This window comes from Lacticaseibacillus boliensis (genome assembly GCF_054784775.1).
In genome coordinates, this window is sequence record NZ_BAAIHN010000021.1 from 1 (window position 1) to 17,664 (window position 17,664).

A 17,664-nucleotide genomic window follows, 5' to 3' on the forward strand; every position below is an offset into this window, starting at 1 on the left:
GTGATGGTTTTCGTCGACTCAACCTTAGCATATAGGCGCACCCAATGGGTGAAACACCAAAGCAGCGCAGTCCCGTGTGAATCATGGGATTGCGCTGCTTTTTTGAAATTCTATGAATAATCCAGGTTAACAATTGACGGAGATACTGGCTTGACCAGCCGAAGTGGTCAGCCACTTCTTTTTGGCTCATTTCTTTGTCAATGAGCCGCTTCTTGAAACGTTTCTCAATCAGCGTCATTCCTTGGTTCACCTACTTCCTTTTGTTAATTAAAGATTTCAGCTATTAAAGTGTTGACCTTTTTTAATCCTTAGGATAAAATCAGGGCATAGTTAAAGAACCGCGACCGCATCCTACTTTTACTCGTCTGCCAACGATTACAGGAAGTGGATTGCTTTTCTTTAACAACTTAACAACCAAGCTGATGACTAAACTATAATCTTCAGGATTATTATTGTCAATACTTTAATCTCTAAGATTATTTGTCAACAGCAGTTTTGGGAGGACAAACGCCGTGACACTGCTGTTTGAGAACACAAAAAAATATGCAAAATTACGCGGACTTAGCTTACAAGAAGTTGCGCTAAGAGCCGGATTAAGTATCAATGCCATCTACAAGTGGAACAAGACTGACTACACGCCATCAAAGCCTTCAATTCTTGCTACGGCAAAGGTCTTAGATGTCACCTATGCTGATTTAACAGGTGAAGCTGATGAAATCGAGCCAAGACAAATCGACTTGAAAGCAGCCTCTGACGATCCTGACACCATCATGTCTTGGAATGGCCGGCCTATTCCACCGGAAGAAATGGAAATGATTCGCCGTATCCTTGATGGAGGTAAGTAGATGGCTGTTAGTCTTGACCCTTTGTTGTCCTTTGCCTTCGACCATCACATAAACGTCGATGCTGGCACGCATGCACCTGATTGGATTCCGTTGGCTATTCCGTCACAAAGACTAGTTTTCATGAACCTTGGCTGGGCTCGAAAACAGGAAATTCCATTGCAGTTTGCGCATGAATTTAGCCACGTACTCGCAGATGGTACTGATAATGCTCAATACACACGCACACCAACAGACCCTGAGGAGGCTGCGGCCACCCGTGGGGCGATTGATATTTTGATGGAGTGCTATGTACCAAGCGATACGCCTCAATCAATGTTTAACATCGCCGACTTCGTTAATGAGTTTATGATTCCGATGGGTTACGAAGAAAATGTTTGGCGCGCCGCGAAACGACTTTTACCCGCAGAATAGAAAAAGCCCCCTCATCCGCGGGCACGGACAAAGGGGCTGGGTAATATGCTATCACCAAATATATATTACCATGTGGGGGAATTATTATGTTTGGAAAAAGGGATGAAAATGCACCAGAAAACACAAATATTTATCCACCGGTTGAAGGTGAAAAATCTTTCCAATTTCAAAAGAATGTGATCCGAGTTGATGATCACTTCGTTCGTATCACTCGTGGTGGAACTCTTTCAAATCTCATTTTGCAAGGACTTGACGGTGAGAAGTCAATCCGGCTTTCTACGCTTACGGGCTTTCAAATTAAGGAGCCGGGTGTGACCGTTGGGTACTTTCAGTTTGTTTACCCTGGCTCGACAGATACTAAGGCTGGCATATTCGATGCCGTCAAAGATGAGAATACTGTTACCTTCTTGAAAAAAGAGAAACCACAAGTTTTAGAGCTACGCAAGATCATTGAGCAAGCTATCGTCGACGAAGATCGTCGTAATTAACCATATAACAATACGCCCAGACCGGAACGGCGTTAAAAGCTGGGGAAAATTGAATTTGGGGGAATTATTATGGCTAAGAAACAGCTCGGAACAAAAGCTCCGAAAGTAAAGAAACCATTTTATAAGCGCGTCTGGTTTTGGGTTATCGTTGTCTTTTTTGTAATTGTCGGGGTGAACGGGATTGGGGGCTCCGGCGATGATGATTCCAGTTCCAAAGAATCCACTTCATCATCAAAAGTAGCAAAAAAATCATCGTCTTCAAAAAAATCAAGTTCATCAAATAGCGAAGCAAAAGCAACATCATCGTCTAAGAAGCCGAACGTTCCAGTAGACTATCTCAACGCGCTATTGCAAGCCAAGGGATATTCTTCAAAGATGCACATGTCAAAACAAGGAATCTATGATCAGCTTACATCCGAATATGGTGGTAACTTCGATGCGAAGGCTGCCCAGTATGCTGTTGACAACTTGAAAGCGAACTATAACGAGAACGCAATGAAAAAGGGACAAGACTACGGTGACAGCGAGTACATGTCCAAGCAAGGCATCTACGATCAGCTTTCCTCAGCTAGCGGTGAAAAGTTTACCGCAGCCGAAGCACAATATGCAGTCGACCATATTAAAGTTGACTACAACAAAAACGCGTTAGAAAAAGCTAAGAGCTATCAATCCGAACAGCAGATGTCCACTGCGGATATTCAGCAACAACTTTCTTCGTCATACGGTGAGAAATTCACTGCCGCAGAAGCGCAATATGCAGTGCAAAACTTGAATAAATAAAAATGAAAAAGCGCCCACCCCTCAACTTTGGCCGGTAGAGGGTGGACGCAATGGCAAAAAACTTACAACAGGTGTGTGCTCTTTGTGTACTCATTTTACACCTGAAAGGAGGTGATGCCCACCCTCTTGTCCTAAATTGCGTGTGCGAGCGCGAACGAAAGGACAATACAAATGACAAAATATACAAGTTACACCAAGAAAAACAACTCAAAGAAGTTTTGGCAGGTCAAGGGATACTTGGGCACAAATCAGAAAACCGGCGAAGAAAAATATTTCAACCGCCGGGGCTTCTCAACGAAGCTTGATGCTAAGGACGCTTATGAGGCCGCACAAGCCGAATTCAAGGCGCAAACGACCATCGTGAAGAAGATTACCCGTGTGCGCTTCAGCGACGTCTACGAGCAATGGTGGCCGCTGTACAAACCGAACGTCGAGCCCAGCACTTCATCTAAGGTGAAGAAGCAGTTCGAGAATCACATCCTCCCCGAACTCGGCGAGTACTTCGTCGACGCAATCACCATCATGGATGCTGAGAAGTGGACGCTAGACGTCGCCAAGCGCTTCGTGCGCTGGGATGACTTCAAGGCACGCGCCTCGCAGATCATGCGGTTCGCCGTTCGTTGCGGTTACATCCAAACTAACCCATTCGACTACATCCAGAATCCCCGCAAAGGCAAGGTGGCGAAGAAGACAATCAAGCAGAACTGGTTTGACCTCGAGGAGCTGCGGACCTTTATGGAAACTCTGCGCGCCATGTCCCAAGAAGATGTCTCACCGAATCAGCAATGGGCGATGAGCCATGCCTTTTTGTCGGTCACCGCGTCGACTGGAATGCGCCGCAGCGAAGTGCGCGCGCTTAAGTGGTCGGATATCAACTGGGAGACTGGCGAACTCAAGGTGCAGCGTGCCGTCAAATACTCGGATGAGCTCGGCGAGTACATCGGTGCCACCAAAACTGTGAGCGGCATGCGCCAGCTCCTGCTTGACGGCGATGCCATCGATGCCTTGCGGACGTGGCAAGCCGATCAGCTTCAATGGCGCCAAGATCAGGGACAGCAGATGATCACCAAGGAGAATTGGATTTTTACGTCTCAGGACGATCCAACGAACCTCATGTCTGGCGATGATCCTACTCGTTGGATGACGACGGTCTGTAAGACTGCCGGCGTACATCGAATCTCCTTACACGGTCTGCGCCACACCAAGGCGACCCTATCCAGCCAGGCCGGTGCCGACATCGCCGATATTGCGGCGGTGTTGGGACATTCCAACGGCCGGTTCACGCTCGGACACTACATCCACCAAACCAAATCTGGTGTCGTTCGCGCTGAATCTTTATTCAATAAGTATGTAGCCGGCGAGGACACCAGAAAAACAGTTAACTAGCTCAAATCTGGCCTTTTTCTGGCCTTTTTACAAAAAAAGAGCCGCTAAGGGGCTGTATCCCTTGCGGCTCTAGTGCTTAATCCATCACGCCTTTGAACATGCCTTCTTCAACCCAGGCACGCATTAAACGGACAGCAAAGGCCTGCGACTGTTCACCACCAAGCTCTGGCTTAGTGGCTTCGACCACACGCCCCAACGCCTTAGTCGTCACCGTGTGGTCTGCAATCATCTGTGTCATCATGAACTGGTTAAGCTGATCGATTTCATCTTGCGTAAAGCCAAATTCAAGGAATAAAAGCGAGCTCGAATGAATATTCAATTTTTTGTTGATCCGGCCTAACACATCCAAAATTAAGATGCGATCATTGTCTTCTTCACCCATGCCTCACGACTCCTCATCAAATTCACATTAAGTATAACATAGTTGCTGGCTGTACTATACCAGAATGCCAAATATCTGCAGATTACCCAAAAATCTCTTTCTTGAGCCGTACCGCAGTCGGTGTCGCGGCCAAGCCGCCTTCGCCGGTTTCCCGCAAGCTGCTTGGCAATTGCACGCCGACGCGACGCACAGCGTCGATCACTTCATCGGTTGGAATCACCGAGATCATCCCCGTAAGCGCCATGTCTGCTGAAATCATCGCTTGACTGGCCCCCAGCGCATTACGCTTGACGCAAGGCACCTCTACCAACCCGGCGACAGGGTCACAAACCAGCCCCATCATGTTCTGAAGCGTAATGGCAACAGCCGCACTCGCCTGCTCAACGCTGCCACCTTTGGCCAGCACCAGAGCGGCTGCCGCCATCGCCGCGGCCGAGCCGACTTCTTCTTGACAGCCGCCTTCAGCCCCAGCGATGCCGGCGTTGTTGGCGATGACCAACCCGAATGCGCCGGCACTAAACAAGAAATCGATCTGTTGGTCGCGAGTCAACTTCAGACGATCGCGCGTCGCTGTTAACACACCAGCCAACACGCCGGCGGAACCGGCGGTCGGCGTCGCGCAGATCAGACCCATTTTGGCGTTGACCTCATTAACCGCAACCGCGTTACGGACTGCTTCGAGGATCGGTTGACCGGACAAGAAATCGCCTGCTTGAATATAGGCGTCCATTTTTTTGGCCTCGCCGCCGGTCAAACCGGTGCGCGACTTTACGCCGGCAACCCCTTCTTTGACAGACTGTTCCATGACCTCTAGGTTCCGTGCCATCATGTTGCGCACCTGTTCGCGCGTCCGAGTTGTGTTGTCCAATTCTGTCGCGATCATCAGCTCCGCGACAGAGGGATAATGGTGTGCTTGTTCGACTAATTCACTGATCGTATAAAACATGTTTGTCTCCTCTTCCTATTCGAAGAACGTCACGTTGACCATGTGCGGCAAGTCGCGCAACCGCGCCAAGATCTCTGGTTCATAAGCATCGACTTCGATGATCATGATCGCCCGTTCACCTTTGGCTTCCCGCGTGACCGTCATCGTGCCGATATTGATCGTCGCTTCAGAGAAGATCTGAGTGACCGCGGCGATCATCCCGGGCACGTCGTCGTGGATCGTGATATAAGTCGGGGTCCCCATCGACAAGGAGATCTTAAACCCGTTCAACTCGGTGATCCGGATATTCCCACCGCCGATCGACTCGCCCAAAACGGTCAGCTTATGCTCGCCTTTTTGCAACGCGATTCGCGCAGAGTTAGGATGGTCGACTTTGTCCGACTTAGGCACGAAAGTCACTTTGATGCCTTGCTCATGAGCGATCTTCAACGAGTCCGGCAAGCGCGCGTCATCTGGCGCCATGCCCAACAACCCGCCGACAATGGCGACGTCGGTACCGTGGCCGCGATACGTCTTGGCAAACGATTCATACAAATACACATCGATACGCTCAGGCGCTTCACCAAAAATTTCACGGACGACACGCCCGATCCGGGCCGCGCCGGCGGTATGCGAAGAGCTTGGACCGACCATGACCGGGCCGATGATATCAAAAACACTGTGAAACCGTACTTCTGGCATAATTTTTCTCCATCCGTTTTGATAGTTACACGGTAACACGATTACCCATGTTAGTCGAGCACCGCGGCCCAGCAAAAAAGCGGCCGCAGCCGCTTGCCACTCACAGGTTGGGATCCATCTTGAAAGTCAAGGCCGACAATTCCGTGCCTTGCGCGATCAAGTCGAACAAGAAGTCTTGGGTGACTTGGTTGTAATGGGCGACGATCTCCTGGTTTTGCGCCGTCAGATACGCCGTCAAAGCCTCACCGTCTAACTTGTCTGCTTCCGCAGCGACTGCCGCAAGCTTGCGGCGGGCCCATTCGCCCAGTTCTTTTTGGTAATCCAGATCGGCCTGAATGAAGTCTGCGTAGTGGCTTTCGACCACCATCGCTAAGGCCTCATACAACCAGTAGGCTGACTTCAAGTCGAGCTTTTCTGGGACGTACGCATACGAGTCATCGATGGCGTTGGCATTGGTGAACATCGGCACGTGTGGGCAGAAGGTCGGAACGCCAAAGCCGACCCATTGCACACCTTTCAACCCATCGGGCCGCATCTGCAAAATATGAGAATTGGCCGTCCGCGACAGGCTGATGGCACGATACGTCAGCTTATCGTGGTCGCTGCCGCCGCCTAACGGATCGTATTGGGTCTCATCAAAATGTGACTTCAACACATATTGAATGTCTTCGATACTCAGCTTGCGGCTAGGCTTGCGGATGAACGGCAGCTCTGCAGATTCCGGGTCCTGGCCTTGGTCTTCAGGATTGAAATACCGTTGGGCAAACCAGACGCGTGGGGTGTTGTAATGATGATCTTTTTCCGTGTCGGTCCCGAAAATGTGCCGGAAATTGAATCCTTCAAAATCCGGATTGAGGTGGTGTTCCGCCACAAACTCGCGGATACCAGGTGCCCACATGTAGTTATCCGGATCATCAAAATCGATCTGCTGGATCGCGACTTGGTTGGCCGCCACTGCGTAACAATCATCAGGGATCCGCACGGCAACCCACATGTGGCCGGTGACGATTTCCATGTACCACACGTCGTTTTCATCGCTAAACTGCACGCCGTTACCCTCAGCGGAACCATATTTTGCCACCAGTTCGCCTAAGTATTGCACGCCGTCTTTTGCGGAATCGATAAACGGCAACACCAAGGTGGTCAAGGCGTCTTCTGCCAGCCCGTTGGTGACGTAGGGATCGTGCGCTAACACGCGCTGGTTGGCATAAACCGATTCTGTCGCAGATTCGCCGACGTTCATGCTGTTGAAGCCGTCTTCTTCGTTGGGGCCGGCGCTTTGATCAGCGTCTGGGGTGGCGGTATAACGATACCCGGTTGCCGGCAGCGGCACGGTCAGCCCGTTATAAGCAGAAACGAACGTCTGGTCCCGACCTGACACTGCCGGTTGCACGATCACACGCTTGCGATGAATGGCCTTAAGCCGATCTTCATTGCGTGAGATGTAAGTCGCCCCTTCTAGCGTTGCGGCCTTACCAACCATAATCGAGGTACATGCAGAACGGATCATGAATGAATTCCTCCTTGTTTGACAACGATCTAATCGCTTGTTTCCTGGCAGCGTCTGTACGCGGTCAATTCACTGCCTTACTATTATCCTACCCACGCCGGCTTTTGACCAGCGGCAACACGATCGCCAGCACCAGAATGACCAAAAGGCTAACGGTTGGCCACACGCCGCTGGGATGCCCTGGCGTCAAAACGCCGCTGACCTGCAACCCGATCCCGATCAAGCCAATCAAAGAGCCGCCAGCGATCAGCCCGCTGGCGAGACTGACGCCAGAGTTGGCGCGTTGTTCTGCCAGCGCTGGTGTCTTCGCCGAAGCCGTGACCACCCAGCGCAAAAGCGCACCCACCAAAATGATGCTGGTCGTTGCCATCGGCAGGTAAAAACCCAACGCGACCGTCATGATCGGCAGACGCAGCAAGCCGCAGACAAGCGCCAAAACGACGCCGATGATGATCATGATCCAAGGCAGTTCACCCGACATGATCCCGGCGGTCAGCGTTGCGATCAGGTTCGCTTGTGGTAACCCGAATGGTGGATTGGCACCGGTTTTCGCCAGCTGGGGCGCCAACAGGCTCGTGGTGGCGATGACGACCACGACCCCGATCAACGCCGCAGTGATAAACCACTTGCGCAGCTGCCGCCGCTGGCCTTGCACCAAGAAGTTGACTTTTTGCGTCTGGGTATACGCGCCTCCAACGGAGATTGCCGTGACGATAAAGACCCCAAACAATAGCAGCCATTGCGTGTGCTGATTATCCGACCAGCCCATGATGACAAACACCAAAGTCATCACCACGAGACTGGCAATCGTCATCCCCGACACCGGCGCGTTGGAACAACCGATCGTCCCAGCCATGCGGGCAGACACGATGACAAACAACAACGCCAAGACCAACGCCAAAACGGTGGCAATCACTGCCAGCAACAAGTTGTTGGCAACCAACAGGCCAACGGCGAACAACCCGACGGCAGCAATGCCTAAACCAAACAGTCCTAACAAGTCACGCTTGTTGCCCGAAGACGCGCCGAGGGTTTGTTGCAAGCTGATTTTGATGACCGGTATCAGCTTAATTGCCCCGATCAACCCCCCGCAAAGCATCATGCCGGCCCCAATATATTTGGAATACGCGCCAGCCAAGGCGTCGATGGACAGCGTGTTGACCGCCGCTTCGGCGTTCCACACCGTTGCGCTGTCGTGCGCCATCGCCGCAAAATATGCCACCAACGGCGTGATGCCAAAGTTGGCGAGAAGCGATCCGGCAAACATCGTCACCGACACTTCCATGCCCACTACAAAGCCGATGCCGGCCAACATCGGGTTGACCTCTAAGGCAAACTTCCAGCGATAGTGATTGTTCCCAAAAAACGTCATCGTCGTGTTGATCCACCCGAGCACTTGCGTCGACAAGGCAGTCAACAGCCCTCCGATGCCAAAGCCCCACGCCATCTGTGCGAGACTGTCAGTCTTGGTTTCACCGGCTTTTAGTGCCGTGGCGATCGCTTGTGATTCTGGATATTGCAGATGGCCGTCTTCTTCAACCACCATGTAATGCTCGACCAGAGACGCCACCCCGACGGCAAACAACACCGCCAAGGCGCCGACAGTAATCCCTGCCCAAAAATTCACCCGGCCACCGATCAAGATGATTGCCGGCACCACGTAGATCATCCCCGAAGCGATCGATTCCCCTCCACTCGACATCCCTTGAATCAAGTTTTTGCCCTGCATGCCTTGCGCCTTGGCGAACGCTTGCACCAGCCCGGAACCGATGATCGCACCGGGAATGCCAGCTGCTACGGTCAAGCCTGCCTTCATCCCCGAATAGGCGGTACTTGCCGCAAAAATCGCCGCCAACACCACCCCCACCATGATCACGAAGCCACTTGCTCTGCCTTGCTTTTCCATGAATGCCTCCTTAGAATCTATGTGTCTGCATGGTAGAACAGTCGTAAAGGAGGCGCAATCATTCTGAATAAGCTCTCACAAGGTCGTTTGCAGTCGCCATTTAGCGAATAAAATTGCGAGTAATATTTGAAATCTTTCGGTATTATCGGATGTCGCCGTTGACAGGCCTCTGTCCGATTAATATCTTTATTTTTACTTGAATGAGGAAACTTTCTTTTTCTCATCGGGTTCTTGTGTCTATAATTGACCTATCACTGAGGAGGATTTCTATGATTCGGCCAATCAACTACGACCAACTAACACTTGCCCAGCCATCGCGCACGGCGACAAAAGCAGATCTCGGCATCGTCAATGATCTACGCGATACCTTAACCGCCAACGCAGATCGGTGTGTCGGGATGGCGGCTAATATGATCGGCGTCAACGTCCGCATCATCATCGCCGCAACCGGACCGCTACAACTGATTTTGATTAATCCCCAGATCACTGCCAAACAGCGCCCTTTCACCGCGCAAGAAGGCTGCCTGTCGCTGCGCGGTGAGCGGTCTGCCAATCGTTTTGAGACGATCACGGTTCATTATCGTGACGCCCAATGGCAGATCCACACGCAAACGTTCACCGGCTTTTTAGCCCAAATCATTCAACATGAGATCGACCATTGCAACGGCATTTTGATCTGACCTCGGAAAGAAGATATCATGTTCACATTCCGCATCGATGATGAAGTCAGCTTAGCACTACCACGGCCGCAAGCAGATGCCACGCCTTTGTTTGACTTGATCACAAACGATCGCCAGGCGCTGGCGCAGCATTTTACTTGGGTCCCACGCATCCAAACCGCCGCTGCCGAGCAGGCCTGGTTACAGCAAGCGTTGTTCGCCAACGCCTCTGATCAGGCGCGCCATTACGTCATCCATTATTGTGACGAGATTGCCGGCATGATCGCGTTCACAGATCTCGATGCGGTCAATCACAGCGCCAACATCGCCTTTTGGCTCGGGGCTGAGTACCGCGGCCAAAAGATCATGACCCGCGCGTTGGCTGGCATGTGCGCGTTGGCCTTCACAGATTATCCTTACCACCGATTGTGCATTCGCACGGCAGTCGTCAATCAAGCGGCCAACCGCGTCGCCAAACACGCCGGCTTTACGCTTGAGGCGAGTTGTCGCGATGCCCTGTTACGCCAAGACGGCTATCAAGATGCTAACCAATATGTACGCTTAAAAACAGACTGAGATTGCCGCCATCAAAAAAACATCGAGACAGCCTCCAATAGGCAAACTGTCTCGATGCTTTTTCACTACTCGTTCATTGGCGGATCTTGGCAACCAATAGCCGCCCGTCTTCGGCGTAGGCCAGCTCCCACACCTCGGTGAAGCGCGCCAGCAACGCCTGGTCGCGCCGTGCCTGGTTGACTGCCGCTGGTTGGTTCAAGGCTTCGATGTAATCGCGCGCCTGAGCGGTCACCACAACATGGGGATGATCGGCATCGCTACGCTCTTGGGCGGTAGCGATGATGACGACGTCTTCAAGCCGGTTGCGCTTGCCTTGTTTCTCCCAGCGATCGAGGATCGCTTTTTGATGCTTATAAAATTTTGCGGTCATCAACGTGGCCAAGGTGGCTTGGTCGTTATCCGACCAGGCTTTTTCAACATGATAAAAAAGCGGCTCGAACGCCTTGGCCAAGTCGGCGTCGATAGGCTCGCTTGACGTCGACGTCACCCTTGAAGCTGCGGGACGACGCCGGCGGGCTAGTGCCAGGCCGATCACGACCACGAAGACGATCAGCCCTGCACCACCCATATAGACCCCACGCCCGATGCCGCGGTGCAGGCCACGCCCACCGTAGATCGAACGTCCGATGCCGGTGCTGCGACCAGTCGTCACATGAACATGGCCGCCACCGATCACACCACCGGCACGCGCTTGCACGGAAACCGTTGGTGCGGCGATCAAAGCCAATCCTAACATGAGTGTCACCAATATTTTTTTCATCTTAATCCTCGAATCGAACGTCTCGCACTTCGAAGCGGTCGGCCACCGGGAAAAACTGGGGCGTCGTTGCCTGCAACAGGTCATCGGTCAATGTGAGACACACCGGCTGAACTTGGTGATAGGCCTGAAAATAATACCGCCGCGATTCAGCAACCATCACCGACCGGTACACAGAATAAGTCCGCTGATGCTCAGAAGACTTGGGCACGCTGACACCATCCAACAACCGCCATGCCGTCAACACAGCGTCATCAGCAGCCACCGGCTGATCGACGCGTTCCTTCATATAAGCAGCCCTCACGAACCGACCGCCTGGTGAATACGAGCCCGACGGCACCTGCTTGCCCGACAGACGCCCGGTCGTCACCCGCGGCGTGTTTAACGGCACCCGGCCGGCGAGAAAAGCCGGCGTAAATTCGACATAGGCCTGTAGCCGCCGCAACTGCTCGTCAAAATCTGGACTGTTGGTAACCACACCCAAGGGATTGGCGCGGAGCCGCAACGGCGTTGTTGTCGGCTCTAACACCGCGATCGCCCCTGTGGGATCACTCAGCGCAAAATGAAGCTCCGGATAACCATACGGCGTATCGCTTTGGGCATCGGCCATCAGCTCAATTTCCGGCAGGCGTGCCTGCACGTCAGCCACCGAGCGACAGTTGCCCAACAACCAGAAACTCAGCTCAAAAGGCGCCAGCTGGATGCGATCGCTACGCCGCTGTGTCTGCAAGTTGGCGCCGTTGGCGAAGGTGAGTTTTTGCACACACAGCCCGTATTCGTTGACCCCGTCTGAGATATCAATACGCAAAGCGGTTGGCGTCCCGCCACCAACCATGGCGTAGCGGTTGGCGTACGCGCGATGATCAAACGGACTGTGCCATTGGTACCCGCGCGGCACAAACACCGGCGCCACGTCCAGTTGTGGCCAGTCCATCGTTCTTGCCAACACATGAGTCAGGTCCTTGGCAACGAGATGGATACTCGTACACATCAGCCGACCGCCTTGGGCAGATACCGTTGCAACACGGTCTCAACTTTGCGTTGGGGCTGGGCGCCAAAGAAATGGGCAACGATTTGGCCGTCTTGTTTGACCAAAACCGTTGGCGCACTTTGCACCCCGATCGCTTCTGCCACGCGGAAATCTTGATTGATCGACAGCGCCACAAAGCGGGCCTGTCCCCGGTAGGTTTGGGCCAAGCGATTCAACACAAAATCCATCCGCTCACACCCAGGGCAAAAGTCCATCCGGAAGTCGACCACCACTAATCCAGTTGCCGTGGCCTGAGCATAATCTTCATCATGGATCAATTCGATCGCTTGTCGCATGCCTGACACCATCCTTATCGTTTTGTGGTTCATTATAGCATGTCACCCAAATCAGTGAACGAGACATCGATCCAAATTGGCGCATTGTCACCTTTTTCAAATAAACAAGCGAACAAGCTAAAATTAGCATTCACGAAATCACCACGATGATTACAGCGATGTACGAGCCATCAAGCATCACATTAGCGTCGAAAGGCCCTGCCAAGCAAATCCTAAGTTTGGGATTTACTCGTCAGGGCCCTTCGACACGATACTAAACCCGCTTTATGCATAGCGTTCATTCAATACCTGTAACACGCGTGCAACTTCATCGGCGGTATTCGTCGGCCCCAGCGACAGCCGAAGATACCGCGCCGCTTGGTCTTCCGTCAGCCCAAGGGCTTGCAACGTCTTGTCCGGGCGCGGATCCTTGATGCTGCAGGCGCTGACCGTTGACAAGCAGATATCGTGCTGGCCCAGCCAAGTGGCGGCTTCTTGGCCTTGGGTATGCGGCAACAACAAGCCGATGATCCCAGGGAACCCGCCATCCGGCACGACCGGCATGATCGTGTCTGCCAACCCAGCCAACAGTTGCTTGCGCAATGCGCTAAGCTGTTTCAAGCTGGCGTCGCGTCCGGCCATGGCCGCTTCTAACGCCGTTTCCGAACTGACGATGCCAGGCACGTCCATTGTTCCAGGCAGGTACCCGTTTTGTTGGAAAACGTTGTGAAACCGCGGCTGAGAAGGCACCGCAGGCGACAGGTACAAAAAGCCACAACTCTTGGGTCCGTTGAACTTATGCGCGCTGACCGAAAAGCCTGCCAAGTCTGTCAACACCAGCGGCACCTTGGCCACGCCTTGCACGGCATCGACAAACAGCGGCACCTTTTGTGCTTGAGCGACGGCATTCAGCGCGGTCACATCCTGAACGATACCGGTGATGGCGTTGACGGCCTGGACAACCACCAACCCCGTCTGGTCACTCAGTTCAGCAGTGAGGGCGTCAGGGGTGACATGCCCTGATTCATCGACCGGCAGTTCCCGGATCGTGAAGTCTTGCATGCGCGCCAGACGATCCAAAATCTCATACACCGACGAATGCTCCAAGGGGCTGACAAGGATCTCGCGCCTGTCGCTACCAGTCGCCAACGCTTCGATTCCCAGCTGATTGGCCTCGGTACCGCCGCTGGTGAAAATCAGTCCGTCTGCCGGTACGCCAAGTTGGCGAGCCACTTGCAAGCGTGCGTCTTGCACCAGTTGCCCGGCTTCATTGCCTGCACGATGCAGGCTTTCGCTGTTGGCATAAAAATGTTTGGCGACTTCCGTATACGCGTCTAACGCCGCAGGACTCATCGGCGTTGTGGCGGCGTGATCAAAATAGATCATGACTCTCCCTCCTAGCTCAAGGCCAGCATGCGGTTCAACGCGACTTTTGCCCAGTGAGCGGTCTTATCATCCACTGTGATCACATTGGCCTCGCGACCGGCACGCAGCTCATCCATCGTCCAGGCCAGATGCGGCAAGTCGATGCGATTCATCAAGATGCAGGCACAAGAATAAGGATTGAGGTACATGACTTTTTGGTTCGTGTACGTCTTGATCAGCCGGCCAACCAAGTTGTTGTCCGTCCCCACCGCGATACGGGTGCCAACCGTGGCGTTTTGGATGTAGTGAATGATGTCACCGGTCGACCCCGACGCATCGGCGGCCTCGACGACTTCATGTTTGCATTCAGAATGCACGATGATCTTGATATCAGGATACTTGGCACGCAGCTGCGTGATCTGGTCAACGGCAAACTGCTGGTGGACCGAACAATACCCGTTCCACAACACGACGCGGTAATCGCCGGGTTGGGCCAGCTTGCCGGCTTGTTGATCCCACAACCCGATTTGGGCTTCTGGGACGCCCAGCGCCATGGCGGTATTGCGTCCAAGGTATTGATCCGGCAAGAACAGCAGATGTCGGGCTTGGCTCAACGCCCAGCTAACGATTTTTTTGGCGTTGCCGCTGGTGACGACGATGCCGCCGTGTTCGCCCACAAACGCCTTGATGGCCGCCGTCGAGTTCACATAGGTGACTGGGATAATGCTGTCACCATATTGCGCCGTCAAACTCTGCCAAGCGGCGTTAAGCTGGTAGGTGTTGGCCATATCCGCCATGGAACAGCCGGCCATCGGATCTGGTAAAACGACGTCTTGGTTGGCGCCGGTCAAGATGTCAGCCGTTTCAGCCATGAAGTGGACGCCACAGAAGACGATTTTTTGTGCGGTATGGTTATTGGCCGCGATCTGGGCGAGTTTCAGCGAATCACCGGTGGCGTCAGCAAATTGCACCACCTCGTCTTTTTGATAATGATGGGCGACAAGCAACAGGCGCTCGCCAAACGATTCCTTGATCGCCTTGATTCGAGCGATCTGCTCTGCTGGGTCTTCATCATAATAGCGGCTGAACGCCTGCTTTTGTTTCAATTCGGTCAATAACATGACTAGGCCTCCTTCAAGTAATGTGCCCCTAAGCTCTTCGGCTCTGCAAGGGCGGCTTCGGCGATCAGTTGACTGCACAGACACAAGTTGGCGACAGTCAATTCTTCAGCCGACCAGGTCAACACATCGACCTGCGCGTAATTGAACTGGTGCAGCCAATTCAAAAACGCGTGCAGCTGTTCATGCGTCCGCTCAACGCCCAGATCTTTCCAGGCGCGGTGTTGCAGGGTCGCAAGCGTCGGCAATTGCGCCGCGCGCTTCGTGCTGGCTGGCAGTGGCAATTCTGGCAGTGTCGCCGCTGGCAAGGCCGCGATCGCGTCAGCGGCTTTTTGCCCGCTGACGAGACAATCGAGCAAGGAGTTGCTGGCAAGGCGGTTGGCGCCGTGGACGCCATTGCAGGCGACTTCGCCGACCGCCCACAACCGCGAGATCGACGTTTGGGCGTTGAGATCCGTGTCGACGCCGCCCATCATAAAGTGCGCGCCAGGCTGGATCGGGATACGCTTCGTTTCGCGAAACGGGACTTGATGCTTGTCGAGGTTGGCGGTGACGCCTGGAAAATGCAGTTCAAAATCCTGGACAGCCGAGATATCCAGAAACAGCTGGTGTCCCTTGGCTTGCCATGCGGTGAGATGCCGAGCCACCACGTCACGTGGCGCGAGATCCGCACGCGGCACGCCGGCCATGATCCGGTGGTCGTTTTCATCGACCAGCACCGCACCGGCACCGCGAATGGCTTCTGTGATCAGCCCATAACAGCGGTGGTTCAGGCTCAACAGCGTCGGGTGAAACTGGACAAACGCCATGTCGGCCAGACGCGCACCGGCACGCTTAGCCAGCGCAATCCCATCGCCGGTGACGGTATGATCGTTAGTGGTGAAATCAAACAAGTTTCCAAGGCCCCCTGTTGCCAACACCACCGCGTCTGCAGCCAAGGTTTCCTGACGTCCATCTTTGAGATGCCGCACCACGACACCTTGGCAACGATTGTCAGAAACCGCAAGTGCCAGCGCCTCTGTGTACGTCTCCCAGGTCACACGGTGCAACAGGCTTTGCACAAAGCTGGTCAAGGCCTCGCCGGTACGATCCCCGTTGGCGTGTAAGATGCGGTGAAAACTGTGTGCGCCTTCAAGGCCAAAACTCAAGCTACCATCAGGCCGCCGATCGAACGGCATCCCCTCTTTGATCAATTGTGCCAGTAATTGTGGGCCGGTGGTGACAAGCTGTTTCACTGCTCGTTCACGGTTGTGATAAACCCCGGCTTTCATCGTGTCGGCCTCGTGGGCTTCTGGACTGTCGCCAGGATCCAATGATGCGGCAATTCCTCCTTGGGCCAGCATCGAATTGCTGGCACGTTGATCGCCTTTGGTGACAATTACGACATCACAAGTGTCTTGTAATTGTGTTGCCAGGTAACACCCGGCCAAACCGCCGCCTAAAATGATCACTTTTTTCATGAAAGATTGCCTCCTGCGTGCCATATCTACTATTTAGTCAAAATTACTTTTATTCAGGAAATTAAAAAAGGTGACCTGACACCTTGATGTCATTTGTACACCTTCCTGTAAAGACACGCAACTTTTACGCCTCGGAATTGGCAATCCCGCGGATTGGCACAACGTTGATTGTGCAATTCTATGTCACACGATCAGTCACGCCCATTCCGCTCATCCACATGCTTAAAGTCAAAAAAATACGCCTGCATCTCTGCAGACGTATCAGTGGTTTTTATAAATTACTTGCCGAGCTTAGTCTTGTCTTGAACTTCCAACTTGTCGTTGAAGGTGTAGACAACTGGTTCGCCGGTAGCCATTTCCAAGTTGATAATGTCTTCGTCGGAAATGTTTTCGATGTACTTGGTCAAGGCACGCAGGGAGTTACCATGCGCTGCGATGATAACGTTCTTGCCAGCTAACAGATCTGGGGCAATATGGTCTTCCCAGAATGGGATAACCCGTTCCAGAGTGACCTTAAGGTTTTCACCACCAGGAACGATGCGTGGGTCCAGGTTAGCGTAACGACGGTCTTGGGCTGCAGAGCCTTCGTCGTCAGCGCTCAACAGAGGAGGCAGGGTGTCGTAAGAACGACGCCAGATGTGCACTTGTTCGTCGCCCCACTTTTTAGCAGCTTCAGCCTTGTTTTGGCCTTGCAAAGCACCGTAATGGCGTTCGTTCAGGCGCCAGGTCTTGGTTTCTGGGATCCAAAGTTGGTCGGATTCTTCGAGTGCAAAGTGCAACGTCTTGATCGCACGGGTCAAAACGGAGGTGTAAGCTTGGTCGAATTCAAGGCCAGCTTCTTTGATCTTGCGACCAGCCGCCTTTGCTTCTTCAACACCTTTGTCGCTTAAGTTAACGTCGACCCAGCCAGTGAACTGGTTAGACAGGTTCCATTCACTTTGACCGTGACGGATAAGCACTAATTTAGCCATCTAGAGATTACCTCGCTTAATATTTTTAGTATCATCTTATAATACCGCATTTTTCTGAAAAACGCGACGCCTAAACAAAAGTTTGCTATGATGTAAGCGGACACTTTGAACCAATCAG

19 protein-coding genes and 1 pseudogene are annotated in these 17,664 nt (G+C 53.0%); 7 read left to right on the plus strand and 13 right to left on the minus strand.

The features are described from left to right. Positions 1-238: pseudogene (locus ACYVRB_RS09260) on the minus strand (hypothetical protein); the annotation flags it as partial. Positions 239-512: 274 nt separating this feature from the next. Between ACYVRB_RS09260 and ACYVRB_RS09265 the strand changes: the two are divergent. The 5 genes from ACYVRB_RS09265 to ACYVRB_RS09285 all read left to right on the plus strand — a co-directional run bounded on the left by ACYVRB_RS09265 (position 513) and on the right by ACYVRB_RS09285 (position 3,910). Further along, positions 513-845 (plus strand): helix-turn-helix domain-containing protein, encoded by a 333-nt coding sequence (locus ACYVRB_RS09265; RefSeq protein ID WP_461214984.1) that lies wholly within the window; start codon positions 513-515, stop codon positions 843-845. Next, positions 846-1,256 carry a hypothetical protein gene (locus ACYVRB_RS09270; RefSeq protein WP_407893435.1) on the plus strand — a complete coding sequence of 137 codons (411 nt, stop codon included), beginning with the start codon at positions 846-848 and terminating at the stop codon, positions 1,254-1,256. An 86-nt stretch (positions 1,257-1,342) separates the two neighbouring features. Continuing rightward, complete coding sequence (locus tag ACYVRB_RS09275; RefSeq protein ID WP_461214985.1) at positions 1,343-1,744, plus strand: DUF4429 domain-containing protein; 402 nt, start codon at positions 1,343-1,345, stop codon at positions 1,742-1,744. 69 nt (positions 1,745-1,813) lie between these two features. Further along, positions 1,814-2,524, plus strand: a complete 711-nt coding sequence (locus tag ACYVRB_RS09280) for an Ltp family lipoprotein (RefSeq protein ID WP_461214986.1) — start codon at positions 1,814-1,816, stop codon at positions 2,522-2,524. Between the two features lie 171 nt (positions 2,525-2,695). Then, entirely contained in the window at positions 2,696-3,910 is a 1,215-nt protein-coding gene (locus ACYVRB_RS09285) for a tyrosine-type recombinase/integrase (RefSeq protein ID WP_461214988.1), read from the plus strand. 76 nt (positions 3,911-3,986) lie between these two features. On the opposite strand, the gene ACYVRB_RS09290 is transcribed toward ACYVRB_RS09285, so the two are convergent. The 5 genes from ACYVRB_RS09290 to ACYVRB_RS09310 all read right to left on the minus strand — a co-directional run bounded on the left by ACYVRB_RS09290 (position 3,987) and on the right by ACYVRB_RS09310 (position 9,335). Then, the gene (locus ACYVRB_RS09290) at positions 3,987-4,292 is read right to left on the minus strand and encodes a hypothetical protein (protein ID WP_461214990.1); all 306 of its coding nucleotides are present in this window, start codon (positions 4,290-4,292) and stop codon (positions 3,987-3,989) included. Positions 4,293-4,374: 82 nt separating this feature from the next. Continuing rightward, on the minus strand, positions 4,375-5,238 hold the full coding sequence (gene sdaAA / locus ACYVRB_RS09295; protein ID WP_461214991.1) for an L-serine ammonia-lyase, iron-sulfur-dependent, subunit alpha: 864 nt from the start codon (positions 5,236-5,238) through the stop codon (positions 4,375-4,377). 15 nt (positions 5,239-5,253) lie between these two features. Further along, on the minus strand, positions 5,254-5,919 hold the full coding sequence (gene sdaAB, locus ACYVRB_RS09300) for an L-serine ammonia-lyase, iron-sulfur-dependent subunit beta (protein ID WP_461214993.1): 666 nt from the start codon (positions 5,917-5,919) through the stop codon (positions 5,254-5,256). A gap of 100 nt (positions 5,920-6,019) precedes the next feature. Then, positions 6,020-7,429, minus strand: coding sequence for a C69 family dipeptidase (locus ACYVRB_RS09305; protein ID WP_461214995.1), 1,410 nt, complete (start codon positions 7,427-7,429; stop codon positions 6,020-6,022). An 88-nt stretch (positions 7,430-7,517) separates the two neighbouring features. Further along, positions 7,518-9,335 carry an OPT/YSL family transporter gene (locus ACYVRB_RS09310; protein WP_461214997.1) on the minus strand — a complete coding sequence of 606 codons (1,818 nt, stop codon included), beginning with the start codon at positions 9,333-9,335 and terminating at the stop codon, positions 7,518-7,520. A gap of 269 nt (positions 9,336-9,604) precedes the next feature. Here ACYVRB_RS09310 and ACYVRB_RS09315 point away from each other — a divergent pair, with 269 nt between their 5' ends. Together ACYVRB_RS09315 and ACYVRB_RS09320 are read left to right on the plus strand one after the other, a co-directional pair. After that, on the plus strand, positions 9,605-10,015 hold the full coding sequence (locus ACYVRB_RS09315) for a peptide deformylase (RefSeq protein ID WP_461214999.1): 411 nt from the start codon (positions 9,605-9,607) through the stop codon (positions 10,013-10,015). Between the two features lie 18 nt (positions 10,016-10,033). Next, positions 10,034-10,570, plus strand: coding sequence for a GNAT family N-acetyltransferase (locus ACYVRB_RS09320; RefSeq protein WP_461215001.1), 537 nt, complete (start codon positions 10,034-10,036; stop codon positions 10,568-10,570). A 73-nt stretch (positions 10,571-10,643) separates the two neighbouring features. On the opposite strand, the gene ACYVRB_RS09325 is transcribed toward ACYVRB_RS09320, so the two are convergent. From ACYVRB_RS09325 to ACYVRB_RS09355, 7 genes are all read right to left on the minus strand, one after another. Further along, positions 10,644-11,330, minus strand: a complete 687-nt coding sequence (locus ACYVRB_RS09325; RefSeq protein WP_461215003.1) for a Tim44 domain-containing protein — start codon at positions 11,328-11,330, stop codon at positions 10,644-10,646. 1 nt (position 11,331) lies between these two features. Continuing rightward, complete coding sequence (locus tag ACYVRB_RS09330) at positions 11,332-12,318, minus strand: linear amide C-N hydrolase (protein ID WP_461215005.1); 987 nt, start codon at positions 12,316-12,318, stop codon at positions 11,332-11,334. Beyond that, complete coding sequence (locus ACYVRB_RS09335) at positions 12,318-12,653, minus strand: thioredoxin family protein (protein WP_461215007.1); 336 nt, start codon at positions 12,651-12,653, stop codon at positions 12,318-12,320. Before ACYVRB_RS09335 ends, ACYVRB_RS09330 begins: the two co-directional genes overlap by 1 nt. Positions 12,654-12,917: 264 nt before the next feature. Further along, a complete protein-coding gene (locus ACYVRB_RS09340; protein ID WP_461215009.1) occupies positions 12,918-14,018 on the minus strand; it encodes a cysteine desulfurase family protein in 1,101 nt (366 codons plus the stop codon). 11 nt (positions 14,019-14,029) lie between these two features. Continuing rightward, complete coding sequence (nadA, locus tag ACYVRB_RS09345) at positions 14,030-15,118, minus strand: quinolinate synthase NadA (RefSeq protein ID WP_461215010.1); 1,089 nt, start codon at positions 15,116-15,118, stop codon at positions 14,030-14,032. Between the two features lie 2 nt (positions 15,119-15,120). After that, positions 15,121-16,575: an L-aspartate oxidase gene (gene nadB / locus ACYVRB_RS09350; RefSeq protein WP_461215011.1), complete on the minus strand. Its 1,455-nt coding sequence runs from the start codon at positions 16,573-16,575 to the stop codon at positions 15,121-15,123. 278 nt (positions 16,576-16,853) lie between these two features. Next, complete coding sequence (locus tag ACYVRB_RS09355) at positions 16,854-17,546, minus strand: 2,3-diphosphoglycerate-dependent phosphoglycerate mutase (protein ID WP_461215013.1); 693 nt, start codon at positions 17,544-17,546, stop codon at positions 16,854-16,856. Positions 17,547-17,664: the final 118 nt, after the last annotated feature.